Raw genomic sequence first — 17,790 nt, forward strand, 5'->3', positions numbered from 1 at the left:
AAGGTGCTGGATCCTAGGCTTTGTACGAAAAGCCTTGATACTCGGTGACGCTGCGTTGAAAACGGTCTCGGAATGCTCATTTACACCCCGTAAACTCCGCTTCCTCGACCGTTTTCGCCTTGCCTGACCTTTGTCTCAAAACTTTTCGTACAGAGCCTAAGGCAGCTCGCTGGTTGAAGGCCAACGACAATTGCCGGCGATTGTCGCCAGAGCTGTAAAAGCTTCTCCAGGCACCCGGCAAAAACGGGTTACCCTGGCGCTCCCCACCCGCTCATCGCCCCAAGCAAGGAAGCTCCATGACCCGCGCCATCACTATCATCTGCGACAACTTCGCCGACTGGGAAACCGCCCTGATCAACGCCACCGGCCGTGGCTACTATGGCTTCGACTGCCGTTACGCTTCCCCCAAGAGCGCTATCGTGACCTCCATGGGCGGCCTGCGAGTAACCCCGGACCTGGCGCTGGAAGACATTCGTCTGGATGAAGTGGATCTGCTGATGGTTTGCGGCGGGAGCGTCTGGCAAAGCGACAAGGCGCCGGACATCGGCGACCTGCTGCGCGCCGCCCAGGCACGCCACCTTGTGATCGCCGGCATTTGCGACGGCACCCGCGAATTGGCTCGGGCCGGGGTGCTGGACGCGGTGAAGCACACCTCCAATTCGGCGGCCAACCTGCTGGCGGTGGGTTATGCCGGCGCCGCGCACTATGAGGATGTGCCACACGCCGTGGCGGACCAGCGCGTGATCACCGCCCCGGGCAGCGCCCCGGTGAGCTTCATGGCGCAGATTCTCGGCACCCTGGGCATCAGCGACGACAACCTGACCGCCTACCTCGGCATGCATGCCGCCGAGCACCAGCAGAAGATCTGACCTCTCCCTTGCAGGAGCCGGCTTGCCGGCGAAAGCGATCTCACGGCCGCCTTCGCTGTCAAGCCAGCGCCCAGGACGGGTGGTGGCGAAGTGGCAGTGGGGCCGTGGACTATTTCACCAGTCGAAAATCCCGGTGGCCCAACCAAGCCGCAAAGTCCGCGGCGCTGAAAATGCTCTCACCCTCATGCTCGATGATCGCCAGCCCCGCCAGAAATTCGGCATCCCGAGTGTAGGTATGGATACTGGCGCAGAAGGCCACCACGCCATCCAGACGACGGACCAACGCCAGCGCCGCCTGTCCTAGTCGTTGGTGATCCAACTGATCTTTATCCATGGCCGCCAGGCTCAGGATGCCTTCAGGGAGCCATCCAAGCTCCCCGGCCAGCCCGGCATATTCCGCCAGCTCCTCTGGATAATCGGCCCCCAGCGCGCAAAGCATGGGACTGCCTTCAATAAAAAACGCCCCCCTACCCGCCCAGGGGTTATCTGCAACCTCGGCCAAGCAAGCGCGCACCAGGCTTTCGACCAAGCCATCGATCTTGCGCGGCAACAGCACCCTGACAGTCGGCCCGGACATTGATTGATTTTCTCCAGCGGACCGCCTCCGCATGATAGGGAGCGGCAAGACAGGGTGGATTGCATCCGCTCCGATGCCCCGGAGCAGATCACTTCATTCGCCGGACCGAGAGCATACAGACAGCAACAGACGTGTACAAAAACCTGTGCCACATAGATGCGACTCAACGCCTGGAGCCATTGGCCGCCAGCACCAGCTCCAGGCATGTGTCCCACACGCCCTGGCTGGACAAGCGCAGTTCCCGCTGCTTTGATTCAACCTTCGTTCCGATCGCATCGCACCCAAGGAGGGGAACATGCCTTTTAAAGTCGTGATGGTTTTCGGTACACGCCCAGAAGCAATCAAGATGGCGCCACTGGCCAGGGTGCTAAAACACTGGCCAGGTCTGCAACTGCACATTTGCTCCACCGGTCAGCACCGGGACATGCTCAAACAGGTACTGGACTCCTTCGAGCTGCAAGTCGACAAAGACCTGGAAGTGATGACCCAGGGCCAGTCCCTCAACGGCCTCTCGCAGCAACTGCTGATCCATCTGGATACCGCCTTCGAACGCCTGCAACCGGACATCGTCCTGGTGCATGGCGATACCACCACCAGCTTTATCGCCGCCCTCGCCGCTTTCCACCGCCAGTTGCCCATCGGCCATGTCGAAGCCGGGCTGCGTACCGGCAACCTCAGGGCGCCCTGGCCCGAGGAAGCCAACCGGCGCCTGACCGGGATTATCGCCGACCTGCACTTCGCTCCGACCGTCGAGGCCCGGACCAACCTGCTGCGGGAAAACGTGCCCGCCGACACCATCGAGGTCACCGGCAACACGGTGGTCGATGCGCTGCTGTGGATGCGGCATCACCAGCAACAGACCCAGTGGCGCCCCGCCGCCGATTCGCCCCTGGCGGTGCTGGAACACCAGCGGCGCATGGTACTGATAACCGGCCATCGCCGGGAGAACTTCGGCGACGGTTTGCGCAATATCTGCGAAGCCGTGGCGACCTTGGCCCGGCACTACCCGGACGTGCAGTTCGTGTACCCCGTGCACCTCAATCCACAGGTGCAGAGCGCGGTCCATGGCGTGCTCTCGGACACGCCCAACATCTACCTGATAGCGCCTCAGGACTATCAGCATTTCGTCTGGCTGATGGGGCGCTCGCACCTCATCCTCAGCGACTCCGGCGGCATCCAGGAAGAAGCACCGGCCATCGGCAAGCCGCTACTGGTACTGCGGGACGTCACCGAAAGGCCGGCGGTGCTGGAGGGCGGTACCGCGTTGCTGGTGGGCACCGACCGCGAACGCATCGTGCACCATGCCAGCGAACTGCTGGACGATGCCGAGCTCTATGCCCGCATGAGCCGAGTACACAGCCCCTATGGCGACGGCCATGCCAGTGAACGCATCGCTCGCCACCTATACACCTGGCTGGAGGCAAAAGCCCTGCGTGACAGGGCATGAACCTGGGCCTGAACCTCTGCGCTCACGCCGCGCAACGGCATAGCACCTTGCAGCGCCAACTCCAGGACTTCTCCCGTCAGGCAGGCACCTGCCGAGACAGCTGGACCTGGGTCACGCGACGCTCTTCCACCGCCATCACCTGAATATTCCAACCCTCCCATTCCAGGCGGTCGCCCTTGACCGGCAGACGGTCCAGCAGGCTCATCACCAGCCCGGCCAGGGTCTGGTAGTCCTCGGTAGGCTCGGCGCCAAAGCCGGTACGCTGGCGCACCTGGGGCAGGTTCAGGGCGCCATTGACCAGGAACCTACCCTCGTCTTCCACCACATCCGGCCCTTCGACCTCGCTGGCATCCGGCAGCTCGCCGGCAATGGATTCGAGAATGTCGGTCATGGTCAGGATGCCCATGAAGTCGCCAAACTCGTTGATCACGAAGGCGATGTGGGTCGACGCCTTGCGCATCTGTTCCAGGGCGTTGAGGATCGAAAAACTGTCCAGCAGGTTGATGGTCTTGCGCGCCAGGTGCTCAAGGTTCGGCTCGTTGCCGGCCAGGTATTCCTTGAGCAACTCCTTCTTGTGCACGAAGCCCAGCGGCTCATCCACCGCACCATCGCGAATCAGCGGCAGGCGCGAATAGGACGAGTGCATCAACTTGGTCCGGATGCTCTCCGGGCTGTCCGTGAGGTCGATGGAGTCGACCTCGGCGCGCACCGTCATCAGCGTACGGATCGGCCGCTCCGCCAACTGCAGTACGCCGCTGATCATCACCCGTTCGCGGCGGTCGAACAGCTCGCTGCTCGGCGCATCACCGTCTTCCAGCAAATCGGCAATTTCCTCACCCACTTCTTCCGCTGCCAGCTTGCGGCCACCCAGCAGGCGCATCACCGCATAGGCCGTGCGCTCACGCATCGGGCGCAGGCCCTGCATGGACTTCTTGCGGCGGGCCCGGGCGATCTGGTTGAACACCTCGATCAGAATCGAGAAGCCGATGGCCGCGTACAGGTAGCCCTTGGGAATATGGAAGCCCAGGCCTTCGGCGGTCAGGCTGAAGCCGATCATCATCAAAAAGCCCAGGCACAGCATGATCACTGTCGGGTGTTCGTTGACGAAACGGGTCAGCGGCTTGCTGGCGACGATCATCACACCAATGGAAACCACCACCGCGATCATCATCACCGACAGATGCTCCACCATGCCCACGGCGGTAATTACCGCGTCCAGGGAGAACACCGCATCGAGCACCACAATCTGCGCCACGATCGGCCAGAACAAGGCGTAGGTTGCACTGCCGGCCCGCTGGCTGACATGCCCCTCCAGGCGCTCATGCAACTCCATGGTGGCCTTGAACAACAGGAACACACCACCGAACAGCATGATCAGATCGCGGCCGGAAAAGCTCTTGTCGAACACCTCGAACAGCGGCTGGGTCAGGGTCACCATCCAGGAAATGCTGGCCAGCAGGCCCAGACGCATCAGCAGTGCCAGGGACAGGCCGATCAAGCGGGCGCGGTCACGCTGCTCCGGCGGCAGCTTGTCCGCGAGGATGGCGATAAACACCAGGTTGTCGATGCCCAGCACCAGCTCCAGGACAATCAGGGTCAAAAGGCCAAGCCAGGCCGTGGGGTCTGCGATCCATTCCATAACGACGACTCAAGTTCTCCAGAAAATTCAAACGGCCAGGCGCGACGAAGCACCAAGGTGCAGGACAGGTGCAACCTGGGTGACGGGCTGGTCAGTACGGGAAGTGGCAAAGGCCGGGGATGTACGGCCGGGAGAATGACTGCCTGAGCGTCTGCGTCTCAATGGGGCCGGATGGCGCGAGAAGTCATGGGGCAAAGCGAAGAAAGAGCGCCGACTGGGGGGCTCCGAGAGCGTGTTCATGCAAGTCCTGAGTGAAAAAACGGACTTGGAGGTTACAGGGGCAGCGGCACTTTTCCCCAGCGGGAAATCATTACAAAAGTTTAGCCGGGACACCCCCTCAAACCGCCTACACCCGCTCGGCAATCTCGATGAGGTTCAAGTCCGGGTCCCGCAGGTACACCGAGCGGATCGGTCCCGTGGCTCCGGTGCGCGCCACCGGGCCTTCGATGATCGGCCAGTTGACTCGGCGCAGATGGGCAATCACCTGCTCCAGGGGCACGCTGGCGATAAAGCACAGGTCCAGCGCTCCCGGTACCGGCAGGTGGGCCTTGGGTTCGAACTCCTGGCCACGTACATGCAGGTTGATCTTCTGCTGGCCGTACTTGAAGGCCTTGCGCCCGCCGGCAAAGGTTTGCAGTTGCATACCTAGCACCCGAACGTAAAAGTCCTCGGCGGCCAGAGGATCGATGGTAGTCAGTACCAGGTGGTCAAGGTGGTCGATCATCAAGGACGCAGCTCCTGAAGGAAGAGAAATAGCCCGGCGGATTATGCTCGCCGGGCGCAGTGCTGAACATGCCGTATCAGGCCGAACGCCGGTACTCGCGCTTGACCTGGTCGATGTAGCGCACTACCGCCGGCGCCTGCTCGAAACGCCGGTAAATCAGCGACAGCCAGGACGCCGCCGAACTGCCGCCGATCGGCCGGTACACCACATGGGGCAGGCTCAAATGCCCCACCACCGATTCCGGCACCACCGCCACGCCCTGCCCCAGGGAAACCAGGGCCAGCACCGCCACCAGGCCGCCGGGCTGGGCACCGAGCTTGGGGGCATAGGCCCCCTGGGCCGCCACTTGCAAGGTGCCGCTGATCTGCTCAGGAAGGATGAAGGTTTCATTGAGCAGGTGCTCGGAGGCGATCTGCGGCAGCCGGCACAGCCAGGACTCGGCGGACAGCGCCAGGACAAACCCCTCGGCGTCCAGGCGAATGGCCTCCACGCCGTCGGGCAGGGTCATGGGCGAACGAATGTAGCCGACGTCCAGACGTCCGTCGGCAATCCGCGCCGGCAGGGTTGCCATCGGACACTCGCGCACATTCAGGCTGACGTCCGGGCAGTCGCGGCTGAAGCTCTGCACCTGCTTCTGCAACAACCCGGAATACACCGCCGAGGCCACATAGCCCAGCTCGATATGGCCGATCTCTCCGCGCCCGGCACGCTGGGCGTTGCGCTGGGCGAACTCGAACTGGCGCACCGTGGCTTCGGCCTCCAGGAGCAAAGTGGCACCGGCCTCGGTCAGACTGACCTCGCGCTGCTGTCGCAAAAACAGCCGCGTACCGAGGGTCTTCTCCATGTCCTGGATCTGTCGGCTCAAGGTCGGCGGGGCAATCCCCAGTTGCTCGGCCGCGCGGGTAAAATTGCGCTGCCGGGCCACCGCCAGAAAGTAGCGAAAGTGACGAATTTCCATAAAGGGCATTAGCTCAAAGGTAACGAACTGACCGCCAGCAGCTAACAAAGACCCACAAAGGCCGGGATAAGCTGAGCGGACCTTCACAGTAGAGAGCCTTTGCCATGCGCGTCAAACCCCTGATTCTGGCAATGATCGCCTGCTGCTGCCTGCAGAGCGCCGTGGCCGCAGAGATCCAAGCCAACGTTGCCCACAAAGCAATCCTGCCTTTGAACAGCCCCCCAATCCCGCTCAAGGACGGCCAGCAAACCACCCAGGCCAGAGGCTGCTCCTGTGCAGTGGTCATCCTCGATGACGGGGTACCGGTGGTGGCGAGCATCGAACTGAAAGCACTGTCCATCCTCAGTCGGCGGACAGCGTCATGAGCCACCTCATCAATCCCCGTCTGACCCTGCTGACTGCTTCCGGGGTCTGCTCGCTGATCGTCCTGGACACCAACATCGTCGCCGTGGCCCTGCCGAGCATCGCCCGCGACCTGGAGGCCAACTTCGCCGATATCGAATGGGTGGTCAGTGCCTACATGCTGGCCTTCGCCGCCCTGCTGCTGCCGGCGGGCAGCCTGGCGGACCGCTTCGGACGCAAGAGGACCCTGCTCTGCGGCCTGGGCCTGTTCATCCTCGCCTCCCTGGGCTGCGGCGCCGCCCCCAACGCCCTGCTGCTGGACCTCGCTCGGGCCCTCAAGGGCGTGGGCGCGGCGCTGCTTCTAACCTCGGCCCTGGCCTCCATCGGCCATACCTTCCATGACGAAGCGGAACGAGCCAAGGCCTGGGCCTTCTGGGGAGCCTGCATGGGCATGGCCATGACCGCCGCGCCCACGGTCGGCGGCTTGATCACCGAGTACTTCGGCTGGCGCTGGATCTTCTACTTCAACCTGCCGGTAGGCGCCCTGCTGCTGTGGAGCGTGCTGCGCAACGTGCCGGAATCCCGGGATACCCAGGCGGCGCGCCTGGACCCCTGGGGCAGCCTGGCCTTCAGCGCCAGCCTGCTGTGCCTGATCTGGGGCCTGATCGAAGCCAACCGCATCGGCTGGAGCCACCCAGCCACCTCCACCCGCCTGTTGGCCGGAGTGGCGCTGCTGGGGCTGTTCGTGCTGATCGAGCGCCTGCAACGCCGGCCCATGGTCGACCTGCAACTGTTTCGCCATCCGCGGTTCATCGGCGCCCTGCTGGGCATGTTCGCCTACGCCGGCTGTGCCCAGGTGATGATGACCCTGCTGCCCTTCTACCTGCAGAACGGTCTGGGCTTCTCCGCCATTGCCTCAGGCCTGGGCATGCTGCCCTTTGCCCTGACCATGCTGATCTGCCCACGCATCGGTGCCCGTCTCGCCGGGCGCTACAGCCCTGCCGCCCTGATGGCCGCCGGACTGACCCTGGTGGGCTGCGGCAACCTGCTCAGTGCCTGGGCGGTGCATGCCGGGGGCTACCTGAGCTTCGCGGCGGCGATTGCCGTGACTGGTGCCGGGGCCGGCCTGCTCAACGGCGACACGCAGAAAAACATCATGGCCTGCGTGCCCCGGGAACGCACCGGCATGGCCTCGGGCATGAGCACCACCATGCGCTTCAGCGCCATCATGCTGGCCATCGGCGTGTTCGGTGCGCTGTTGGCCAGCCATACCCTGCAACGACTGCAAGGCAGCCTCAGCCAGGTGCCCGGGCCTTGGCTGGTCCAGGCGCCGGACATCGCCTCGCGGGTGGTGGCCGGGGATATGCAGGGTGCCTTGGCGAGCCTGCCGGAAAGCACCCGCGCCCTGATTGAACCCCTGGCCCAGCAAGCCTTTGTCGGCGGCTTCGGGCTGGTACTGACGGTGGCAGGCATTCTCGCCCTGCTTGGGGCCCTGGTGGTGGGCCGGTTGATGCGCAACCCCCTGCCCCAAGCCCAAGGCCTGGTGCTGAAAACCCAATGAGGCATGGGGATGCCGATCGGCTCTCTGGGCCGCCGCCCAGATGGGCAGCGGCCCGCTGCTTGCAATTTCAGAACAATAAACACATGGCTTGAACAATAAATGGCCGGCTAAGGTACGGCCTTCAGCAGACGAGGTCAGTGTGAAGCCTACAAACGTAATTGTGGTCGGTGCCGGCATTGTCGGTGCATCCATCGCCTACCACCTGGCCAGACAGGGCGCGCAGGTCACGGTGGTCGAGCAAGCCAGTCCCGGCTCCGGGGTCACCCGCCATTCCTTTGCCTGGATCAACCCCCACGGCGAGTTCCCGGCAGCCGCTCGGCCGCTGCGCTCCCTGGCGCTGGCGGACTATCGACGCCTGCAGCAGGAGTTGCCCCAGTTGCAGATTCAATGGACCGGAGCACTGACTTATGCCGAAACCGGCCCGGACTCGACAGACACCGATACCCAGGGGCCGATGTCGTCCGCCCATTGGATCGACCGTGACCGGATCGGGGCGCTTGAACCCAATCTGCAGGAACTACCGCAACGAGCCCGGTACGCCCCCGGCGAAGGCAGCCTCGACCCGGTAGCCACCACCCAGACGCTGCTCGAAGGGGCCCGGGCCCACGGCGCCCGGGTGCTGACCCAGACGCCGGTACAGGGGTTGCTGGTGGAGGGCCGGCGCGTGCTCGGCATCACCACTGCGGCCGGGCCTTACCTAGCCGAGCACATCGTCCTGGCAGCGGGCTGCGCCACCCCTGCCCTGTTGGCGCCCCTGGGAATCCAGCTGCCGGTGCAGGCCTCGCCGTCGATCCTGATCCGCTTCGATGCCCCGCGCGGCCTGGTCAAGACCCTGGTTTCCAACAGCCTGCTGGAGATTCGCGAAGCGGCGGACGGCAGCCTGCTGGCGGCGGAAGACTACATCGACGACAGCGGTCCTCAAGGGCCCGAGGCCATAGCGCAGCAAGCCATGGCCACGATCCGCCGCCTGTTCCGCGGCGCCGAGAAGATAGCCCTGCGCAGCGTTGAGGTCGGTCTACGCCCAATGCCCTGTGATCAGTTGCCGATCATTGGCCCGAGCCAGCAGTACCTGGGCCTGTACCTGGCGGTGATGCATGCCGGGGTGACCCTGGCGCCCACCGTCGGCCGCCTGGTCAGCCAGGAGTTGCTGCTGGGCCAATGCTCTGCCGAGCTTGCCTCGTGCCGCCCGGCACGTCTGGGCTGACGGGGTTCAGCGGGCTCGTCATCGGGCGCCCGTTCTTCGAATCAAGCCACCCGTGAGCTTGAGCCGGGTCATGACCTGAGTGGCTCAACCATCCCTGACTCCTGGTTGCGGACAGCAAAGTCAGGTCCGGAAATTTCAAGCGACTTTCCAGACTCATCTCATATTAGTTTTTGCGCACCCTTTGCTAGGTTGAGCGCCACTTTGCACCCGGGCCAGGTACGGCGCGGGTCTGGCCTCTCTCACGCTTAAGGATGAGCCTATGTTCGCGCCGGCCGACACTGCGCATTTCGTGCTGTCCATCCCTGCCGTTCGCCACGATTTCAAGGTACTGGCCTTCAAGGGTCGCGAAGCCATCAGCGAGCTGTATGCGATCCATATCGAGCTGGTTTCGGACAACCCCAACGTCGATCTGGAAAGCCTGCTCAACCAACCGGCGTGCCTGCAGTTCGGCCTCAAGGGTGAAGGCATCCACGGCCTGATCGACGACATCGAAATCGGCGACAGCGGCAAGCGCATGACCCGCTATCACCTGATCCTGCGTCCTCACCTTTATCAGTTGCAGCACCGCCACAACCAAAGGGTCTACCAGAACCTGACGGTGCCGCAGATCATTGCCAAGGTGCTCAAGGAACACGGCATCCTCGCCGACCAATACCGCTTCAACATTGCTCCCAAGCCTTCAGTACCCAGGGTGTATTGCGTGCAATACGGGGAGACGGATTTCCAGTTTGTGCAACGCCTGTGCTTCGAAGACGGCATTCATTGGCACCACGAACACAGCCTCGACCAGCACCTGCTGGTATTTTCCGACAACCAGACCGACTACCCGATCCTCGCCACCGCGCGCTATCAGCAAGGCAGTGGCCTGGCCGCCGAAGACCCGGTGGTCAGCCATTTCGCGGTGCGTTTCAGCACCCGCACCAGCCAGGTGGTGCGCCGCGACTACAACCTGAAAAAGCCCGACCCGCGCAGCGCCTCCAGCGGCGCCCCGCTCGATCCGGTGCCCAGCACCCTGCACAGCTGCGCACAGAGCGAGGCGCTACCAATCCTTGAGGACTATCGCTATCCGGGCCGCTACAGCGCAGGCGCGGTGGGCCAGCAACTGAGCCAGATCGCCCTTGAAGGCCATCGCGCCGATTACCAGCTGGCCAAGGGGCAGAGTGATCTGTCGAGCTTTCGCTGCGGCCATCTGGTCACCCTTAGCGAGCATCCGCGCGGTGAATACAACCAGATGTGGCTGCTGGTCAGCGTTGAGCATGAGGGTCGACAACCGCAGGTGCTGGAAGAGTCGGTCACCAGCGACGACCGCCACGGCGGCTTTACCCAGGGTTACCGCAACCGCTTCAGCGCCATCCCCTGGGACACCTTCTTTCGGCCGCAAGAGCCCGCACCCAAGCCCCGCCTGAGCAGCCAGACCGCGCTGGTGACCGGCCCTGCCGGTGAGGAAATCTGGTGTGACGAATTCTCACGGATAAAGATTCAATTTCATTGGGACCGCGAAGGCGAGCGCAACGAGTTCTCCAGCTGCTGGGTGCGGGTGGCCACCAGTTGGGCCGGTGAAGGCTTTGGCCACGTGATCATCCCGCGGATCGGCATGGAAGTGCTGGTGAGCTTTATCGGCGGTGATCCCGAACAGCCCCTGGTGACCGGCTGCGTACCGAACCAGCACACCCCCGTGCCTTATCCGTTGCCGGCGAACAAGACCCGCAGCGTGTTCAAGACCCGCAGCAGCCTGGGCGGCAATGGCTCCAACGAGTTGCGCATCGAAGACAAAAAGGGCGCCGAAGAGATCTACGTCCACGCGGAGAGGGATCAGAACATCGAAGTCGAACACGACGAAACCCACTGGGTCGGACGTGATCGCACCAAGACCATCGACCGCCACGAACGTGATCGCATCAAGCGCAACTGGTCGATCAATGTCGACTGCTTCAAGACCGAGACCATCAACCTGGCCTCTCTGCAAAACGTCGGGCTGGCCAAGATGATGAACATCGGCACGGTCTACAGCCAGAACGTCGGCCTGCACATGAACACCCTGGTGGGGATCAACCAGAGCACCCAGGTGGGCCGTAGCCAGAGCACGGTGGTGGGCACGTCCTACAGCCTCAAGGTCGGCGATGGCAGCGTGCAAAGTGCCGCACCGCCTGCGGGTGAGGAGCCTGCGCCGGAGGCCGGCGGACCAGGATCGAGCATCAAGCTGGACGGTGAAAGCATCACCTTGCAGGTCGGACGCTCGAAAGTGGTGATCACCGATGCCGGGATCTACCTCGACGGACCGGACATTCATCTGGTGGCAGGCAACACGGTCAACGCCGATGCCCCCGCAGACGTGCACCTCAACAGCGGCACCGCACAACCGGCGCCGAACCTGCCGGTGGACGCCGAAACCACCCAGCTCAAAGGCCTGGATGTGACCGATGCCATGCCGCTCTTGATCGACGGTAGCTGGTGATGGGCGTCATCCACATCGAGAACCACACCGGGCTGCCACACCTACTGTATGAAAAAACCACCCCGGCGGGCGTGCCCACGGACATCCTGGTGATTCGCGGCACCTTTGATTTTGCGCAGGGCTTGGCCATGCCCTTGAGTGCAGATCAGAGCGCGATTGTCCTCGGCGATCGCTTCGATGGACCGATAGCCACTTTTCCCTTGCAGGCGGTGATCGCCGAAGAAGGCGATCTGCTGTTGGGCAAGCCCGGCACTGATGTGCTGCTGCAAGGCAGCGTGCACAGTGCTGAGGGGCAGTGGCGCACGAACTGGCCGGTCGAGGTGCAGGTCGGAGCGGTGCGCAAGAGCTTGCAGGTCCATGGTCCGCGCACCGTGCACAAAGGGCTGATGGGCTGGACGCTCGGTGCCCCCGATAAAGTGGAAAAGGTCACGCTGGATTACCGCCTGGCGTTTGGCGGCTGCTTCTACGACCCCGAGCCGTCACCCGGGCAGACACCGATTCCCAGCGTCAGCTACCCCAGCAACACCGCCGGTTGTGGCTGGCTGCCGAGCGCGGCTGAATTGAACACCCTGGAGGCTTCGGTGCGCCAACGCATCGAAGCACAGATCGCGCAGTTGGACAGCCTGCCAGCCCCTCAGATTGAAGACCCAGCACATCCCTACAAAGCCCCCTCGCAGCGTTTGCAGCCCATGGGCCTGACCGCGCTGGCGCGCTGGTGGCAGCCGCGCGTGGACTTGCAAGGCACGCTGGACGCGCAATGGCTCGCTGAACGCTATCCCCTGTTGCCGGACGACTTCGACCCACGCTTTTACCAGAGCGCCCCGGCCGATCAGGTGGCCGTGCCCTATCTGACCGGTGATGAGAGCGTGCGGCTCAAGGGCTGCCTGAGCGAAGGCGACTACCTCATGCGGTTGCCCGGAGTTGCACCACTGGTGGTGTGTGAAAGCACGGACGCTGAGCCCTTCGTCAGCGTGCCGGTGCTCGACACCCTGCGCCTTGACCTGGACCAGCGCCAGGCCGTGCTGCTCTGGCGCCTGCCCGTGACGGCGGGTATCAGCCAGATAACCATGGCGCTGGTAGGCACCGCCGCGTTGCCAGGGAAGGCTTGAACATGACGGACAGATTGACGATCTCCGACAGCGCCGATGATGCGGCAGCGGAACAACGCTTGATGGATGAGCGCAGGCTCAGTGAGTTGCAGCAGCTGAAAGCTGAGCTGGACGCGCAAAAAGCCGCCGCCACTCAAGCGGTAGCCGCCGAGTCGGCGCCGGTGGATAGGGACGCGGCCGCCACCGCCAAAGGGGGCAGCAAGCGCCACGTCGCCCATGACAGCAGTGAATGGCAAGCCGTGTGCAGTGTGCCGGACTTCTGCTGGGTCGGACCGGTGGTGGTGGCTTTCGACTCGTTCGCGACATTGGACAAACCGCTGCTGGCTTCCAGCGACGTCAAGGCCCGTGGCACCAAGGTCTATCGGCTGGGGGACCTCTTCAATCAGGTCCAGGCCGATGCCGGCGCCCACGTGGTGGCCGGTACCTCGCTGGGCGCGGGCAACGTCAAGCTGCTGGAGGGCCACGGCAACGTCAAGGTCAATGGCCTGCCGCTGGCCCGGCATGACAGCGCCTGCCTGGTCAACTGCAACGCCGCCGGTGTAGGCGGCACCCTGGGCAAGATTGTGACGACGGCCCAGTCGGCCACTGCGGTTGCCAGCGAGACGAGTGACCTGGCCCCTCCCGGAGAACGCACCAGCGAACGCCTGCAAGCACTGGAGGCCGAGCGCGAAGCCCTGAAGCAGCAGCTCGACATCGATGGGCTGGATAAGTACATCGATTTTGACGGCTGGAACAAAAGCGCCGATGAAGGCATCGCCAGCATCAAGCAAGGGGCGGTGCTGGGCTCGACGCCCATGGGTCCGCTGATTGCCCATTACTTTCCGGCGGTGGCGGACGCCGATGCGCAAGTCACCCGTGGCGTGACCGGGTTTGCCAAGGACACCGTCATGGGCTTGGGTGAACTGGCCTACACCGGGGCCAAGCTGCAAGCCAAGAACCTGCAGAGCAACTACACCGCCGATGGTCTGCGCGGCCGTGCCTTGGATGCGCAGATCCTCGCGGAGAACATGCGCCTGGGCAATATCACCCCTGGGACTGTCGGAACAAGCATCAGCAACGGTGCCAAAGCCGTGGGTTCTGCCTTGGTCAAACCGGTCACCGATGCCTGGTCCAAGGGCAATCACATCGAGGCCGTGACCCGGGCGGGCGTGGAGATCCTGACCTTGCCCTGGACGCTGTTCAAGGCAGGCAAAGCGGCAGAGGCGGCCAAGGCGGCCAAGGCACTGAAGAACGCCAACCGCACAGAAACCGTGGCCCACGGCGGCGACGGCGTTCATGTCCGCCCCCAGGGCGCCGCGCACGGCAGCGCAGAAGAGGTAAAAACCGGAAGAACCTCCGACAGCGGCAAGAACTGCGAAACCAGCAAATGCAGCCTGGAAGGCGAACCGGTGGATGTCGCCACCGGTGACTACCTGCAAACCTGGCCGGTGCTGGATATCCCCGGCAGCATCCCGCTGAAACTCTCGCGCTTGTATCGCTCGCGGGCCAGTTTTCATGGGTTACTGGGGTTTAAATGGGCCGACGACTGGTCCCAGCACCTGGTGCTCGATCGCCTGCGCATTACCTATCACACCGTCGATGGCAGCACCCTGGACTACGAGGCGCCGGACGACGAAGTCCAGGCCCACAACCGGCGCAACGGTCGCTACCTGCTCAGCGGCCAACGTTCCGGCACCTTGCGCCTGTATGACCGCGCGACCCAGCAGACCCTGAGCTTTGCCCACAGCCCGAACCACACTCGCCCCCTGACCGCTATCGAAGACGGCAACGGCAACCGCATCCGCTTTATCTACGATCCACAGCAGCGGTTGCAGCGTATCGAGCACAGCGACGGCTATCAGTTGCACATCGAGCTCAGCAGCACAGGCCTGCTGACAGGCATCACCCTGCACGACGGCGAACAACACCCGCGCCGCTTGCTCAGTTGTCGCTATGCGCAACACAACATGCTGACCGACTGCGCCAGCCATCAATTCGGCACCCTTTATCACGCCTACAACAACGCCGGGCACATGACCCAGTGGCACGACACCGACAAAACCCATTTCCACATTGCCTACGACGCCAAAGGGCGAGTCATTCGCACCCATGCCGACAGCGGGCACTACACCGATCGCTTCGAGTACCACGAGGCCAACCGCTGCACGGACTACCACGACGCTGAAGGCGGATGCAGCCGGCACTACTACAACAGCGACTTCCTGGTGGTGCGCAAAATCGATGCGCTGGGCCATGAATGGCTCACCGAGTGGGACGAATACACCAACAAGGTCGCCACCACCGACCCTCTGGGTCGCACCACCACCTACCGCTACAGCGACTTCGGCGAGCTGCTGACCCAAATCAACCCGGACGGCACCCGGCACACCTTTGACTACAACGCCCAAGGCCTGCTGACGTGCTACGTCGCCGCCGACGGTGTCACCTGGCAAATGGCGTACGACGCCCAGGGCAACCTCAGCAGCGTCAAAGACCCCGATGGGCGTACCACCACTTACCAACACGGGGCCCATGGCGAGTTGCTGAGCCAGACCTGGCCGGAGGGCACCCAGACCCTTTACCGCTACGACCGCAAACAGCGCCTGAGCGAAATCCAGCAACCGGACGGCCAGATCAGCCGCGTACAGCTGGACACCCTGGGCCGCCCTCTCCAACAGCAAGACGCATTGGGGCATATCACCCGTTATGCCTACCACAGCCAGCACGCCCATCCCCGTGGCTCCCTCAGCGCCGTGACCCTGGCTGATGGCACCGAACAACACTGGGCTTACGACAGCGAACACCGACTGGCCCGCTTCATCGACGGCGAAGGCCATCGCACCCGCTACGCCTACGGCGCCTTCGACCTGCTGGAGAAGCTCACCTACCCCGGCGGGCAAAGCCTGACCCTGGACTACGACAGACTCACCCGCTTGACCCGCCTGACCAATGGCGTCGGCGACGTGTATCAATACGCCTACGACAAGGCCGGGCGCTTGATCGCCGAACGCGACTTCGCCGGCACCCTCACCCGCTATTGCTACAACGCCGTTGGTTGGCTCAGCGAAAAACACTGCGCCGACGGCGCCCGCGTGGCCTACCACTACGACATCGCCAGTGCGCGCCTGCTGAGCATCGCTCACTACCGGGCCAACGGCGAACTGAGCGAACAGACCGAGTTCAACTACAACGACGTCGGACACCTGATCGGCGTCAACAGCCCGGGCGCCCGTATCGAATACCAACGCGACGCCGTGGGCCGCTTGCTCAGCGAACGCATCAATGGCCGCCTGATCGAACACCAGTACGACCCCGCCAGCGGCCTGCCCGTCGGCCAGCAGGCCGGTGCCATCGCCGAACAGGCCAACGCCCAGGAAGCCTTCGCCGCCCTGCCCCAGGTGCAGTGGCAGCACGACCGCAATGGCGGCCTGGCGCAACTGCTGATCGCCGGCCATGCACCGCTGCAGATCAGCCGCGACGCCCTGGGCCGCGACGTCCAGCGCAGCAGCAGCGCCGGCTTCAACCTGCACCAGCACTACAACAGCCTCAGCCTGCTGACCGAGCAAAAGGCCGGCGCAGCCGCAAGCTATTTTGTCGAACGCCACTACCGCTACGACAAAGCCTTCAACCCGATCCAGATCGACGACAACCGCTGGGGCCAGAGCCAATACCGCTACAACGCCAACCAGCAACTGATCGCCGCCCACCTGGGCCAGGGCCAACCGCAGCAATGGCTCTACGACAACGCCCTGAACCTGCTCAGCGAAGGGCAGATCCACAGCGCAAAGGGCATGGGCGTCAAGGCCGAGCAAAAAGGCGGGCGCGTGGTCAAGTCCGGGGCCAACCGCTACCGCTACGACGCCTGCGGCCGCCTGGCCGAAAAAATCGTCGACCGCCACGGCTTCCGCCCCCAGCGCTGGCAATACCGCTGGAACAGCGACAATCGCCTCACCGACCTCTACACCCCCAACAACGAACACTGGCGCTACGAGTACGACGCCTTTGGTCGCCGCACGCGCAAGTTCAACTTCAGCCGCAGCAACAAACGCGGCACACACTACGCCCACAGCGAACAACACATCATCGGCGAGGAATACCTGTGGAGCGGCGAACAACTGCTCGAAGCAGCGCCCATCTACGCCGACGGCACCGTCGCCTTCGAACACGCCACCCGCTGGAGCTACGCCCCGGGCGGCATCACCCCGCTGGCGCAGCAACAAGGCGAAAAACTCTGGTACATCGTCACCGACCACCTCGGCACGCCCCGAGAGTTACTGGACGAAAGCGGCCAACTGGGCTGGAGCAACAGCCCCAGCGTCTGGGGGCAAGCGCGACTGTGGCAAGCCGCGAATGACGAGTTCGCCAGCAGCAATGTGGTGCCGATCAACAAGACCACCTGCCCGATTCGCTTTCCGGGCCAGTACTACGACGAAGAGAGTGGGCTGCACTACAATCGGCACCGGTACTACGATCCGGAGACGGCGCAGTATTTGAGTCCGGATCCGATCGGGCTTGCGGGTGGGGTTCGGCCGCAGGGGTATGTGCATAACCCTAATAGTTGGGTTGACCCGCTGGGTTTGGCTGGAGATTGTATTGATAAGCCAGATCACGGCGCAGGCAAAAGCTCGAAGAGATATGGACATGCTAGAAGTGAACATGGCTCGCAAAGAAAAGCCCAGGAGTTAATGGACCGAGCCAAAAACCCTAAAGATCCAAAGCCGCAGGGGCATTTTATTGACAACCGGATGATTGAAGAAGCATTTGAAAAAGCCCCAACAACACCCGGAGTTCATGACGTACACGTATCAAAACAATCGAACGTTTACTACCCAGACGGAACAACAAAAACAACAAATATAGTCAGAGTTATAATAAGCGAAAGAAAAGGCCCTACTACCGCCTACCCTTACGTACTTGGCGATTAAA

General features: G+C 63.2%; 12 protein-coding genes. 8 read left to right on the plus strand and 4 right to left on the minus strand.

The window, feature by feature from the left end; all coding sequences use genetic code 11:
- The first annotated feature begins 296 nt into the window (after nucleotides 1-296).
- The gene (locus DWF74_RS03665; RefSeq protein ID WP_115580357.1) at nucleotides 297-869 is read left to right on the plus strand and encodes a type 1 glutamine amidotransferase family protein; all 573 of its coding nucleotides are present in this window, start codon (nucleotides 297-299) and stop codon (nucleotides 867-869) included.
- A gap of 109 nt (nucleotides 870-978) precedes the next feature.
- Here the strand turns inward: DWF74_RS03665 and DWF74_RS03670 are convergent, their stop codons facing one another.
- Nucleotides 979-1,446, minus strand: coding sequence for a DUF6368 family protein (locus tag DWF74_RS03670; protein WP_115580358.1), 468 nt, complete (start codon nucleotides 1,444-1,446; stop codon nucleotides 979-981).
- 295 nt (nucleotides 1,447-1,741) lie between these two features.
- On the opposite strand from DWF74_RS03670, the gene wecB reads away from it, so the two are divergent.
- On the plus strand, nucleotides 1,742-2,893 hold the full coding sequence (gene wecB, locus DWF74_RS03675) for a non-hydrolyzing UDP-N-acetylglucosamine 2-epimerase (RefSeq protein WP_115580359.1): 1,152 nt from the start codon (nucleotides 1,742-1,744) through the stop codon (nucleotides 2,891-2,893).
- A gap of 76 nt (nucleotides 2,894-2,969) precedes the next feature.
- On the opposite strand, the gene DWF74_RS03680 is transcribed toward wecB, so the two are convergent.
- The 3 genes from DWF74_RS03680 to DWF74_RS03690 all read right to left on the minus strand — a co-directional run bounded on the left by DWF74_RS03680 (nucleotide 2,970) and on the right by DWF74_RS03690 (nucleotide 6,214).
- Nucleotides 2,970-4,532: a TerC family protein gene (locus tag DWF74_RS03680; RefSeq protein ID WP_102864919.1), complete on the minus strand. Its 1,563-nt coding sequence runs from the start codon at nucleotides 4,530-4,532 to the stop codon at nucleotides 2,970-2,972.
- Nucleotides 4,533-4,878: 346 nt separating this feature from the next.
- Nucleotides 4,879-5,256 carry a VOC family protein gene (locus DWF74_RS03685; RefSeq protein WP_102864918.1) on the minus strand — a complete coding sequence of 126 codons (378 nt, stop codon included), beginning with the start codon at nucleotides 5,254-5,256 and terminating at the stop codon, nucleotides 4,879-4,881.
- A 76-nt stretch (nucleotides 5,257-5,332) separates the two neighbouring features.
- The gene (locus DWF74_RS03690) at nucleotides 5,333-6,214 is read right to left on the minus strand and encodes a LysR family transcriptional regulator (protein WP_205413477.1); all 882 of its coding nucleotides are present in this window, start codon (nucleotides 6,212-6,214) and stop codon (nucleotides 5,333-5,335) included.
- A gap of 104 nt (nucleotides 6,215-6,318) precedes the next feature.
- Between DWF74_RS03690 and DWF74_RS03695 the strand changes: the two genes are divergently transcribed.
- The 6 genes from DWF74_RS03695 to DWF74_RS03720 all read left to right on the plus strand — a co-directional run bounded on the left by DWF74_RS03695 (nucleotide 6,319) and on the right by DWF74_RS03720 (nucleotide 17,789).
- Nucleotides 6,319-6,579 carry a hypothetical protein gene (locus tag DWF74_RS03695; protein WP_115580361.1) on the plus strand — a complete coding sequence of 87 codons (261 nt, stop codon included), beginning with the start codon at nucleotides 6,319-6,321 and terminating at the stop codon, nucleotides 6,577-6,579.
- The gene (locus DWF74_RS03700) at nucleotides 6,576-8,117 is read left to right on the plus strand and encodes an MFS transporter (protein ID WP_115580362.1); all 1,542 of its coding nucleotides are present in this window, start codon (nucleotides 6,576-6,578) and stop codon (nucleotides 8,115-8,117) included. Before DWF74_RS03695 ends, DWF74_RS03700 begins: the two co-directional genes overlap by 4 nt.
- Before the next feature lie 139 nt (nucleotides 8,118-8,256).
- On the plus strand, nucleotides 8,257-9,321 hold the full coding sequence (locus tag DWF74_RS03705; protein ID WP_240322024.1) for an NAD(P)/FAD-dependent oxidoreductase: 1,065 nt from the start codon (nucleotides 8,257-8,259) through the stop codon (nucleotides 9,319-9,321).
- 259 nt (nucleotides 9,322-9,580) lie between these two features.
- On the plus strand, nucleotides 9,581-11,776 hold the full coding sequence (locus DWF74_RS03710) for a type VI secretion system tip protein VgrG (RefSeq protein ID WP_115580364.1): 2,196 nt from the start codon (nucleotides 9,581-9,583) through the stop codon (nucleotides 11,774-11,776).
- Entirely contained in the window at nucleotides 11,776-12,885 is a 1,110-nt protein-coding gene (locus DWF74_RS03715) for a DUF2169 family type VI secretion system accessory protein (protein ID WP_115580365.1), read from the plus strand. The genes DWF74_RS03710 and DWF74_RS03715 overlap by 1 nt, the downstream gene beginning before the upstream one ends.
- Nucleotides 12,886-12,887: 2 nt before the next feature.
- Entirely contained in the window at nucleotides 12,888-17,789 is a 4,902-nt protein-coding gene (locus tag DWF74_RS03720) for an RHS repeat-associated core domain-containing protein (RefSeq protein ID WP_115580366.1), read from the plus strand.
- The last annotated feature ends 1 nt before the right edge of the window (nucleotide 17,790 follow it).

The organism is Pseudomonas protegens, assembly GCF_003363755.1.
Taxonomy (GTDB): Bacteria; Pseudomonadota; Gammaproteobacteria; order Pseudomonadales; family Pseudomonadaceae; genus Aquipseudomonas; species Aquipseudomonas danubii.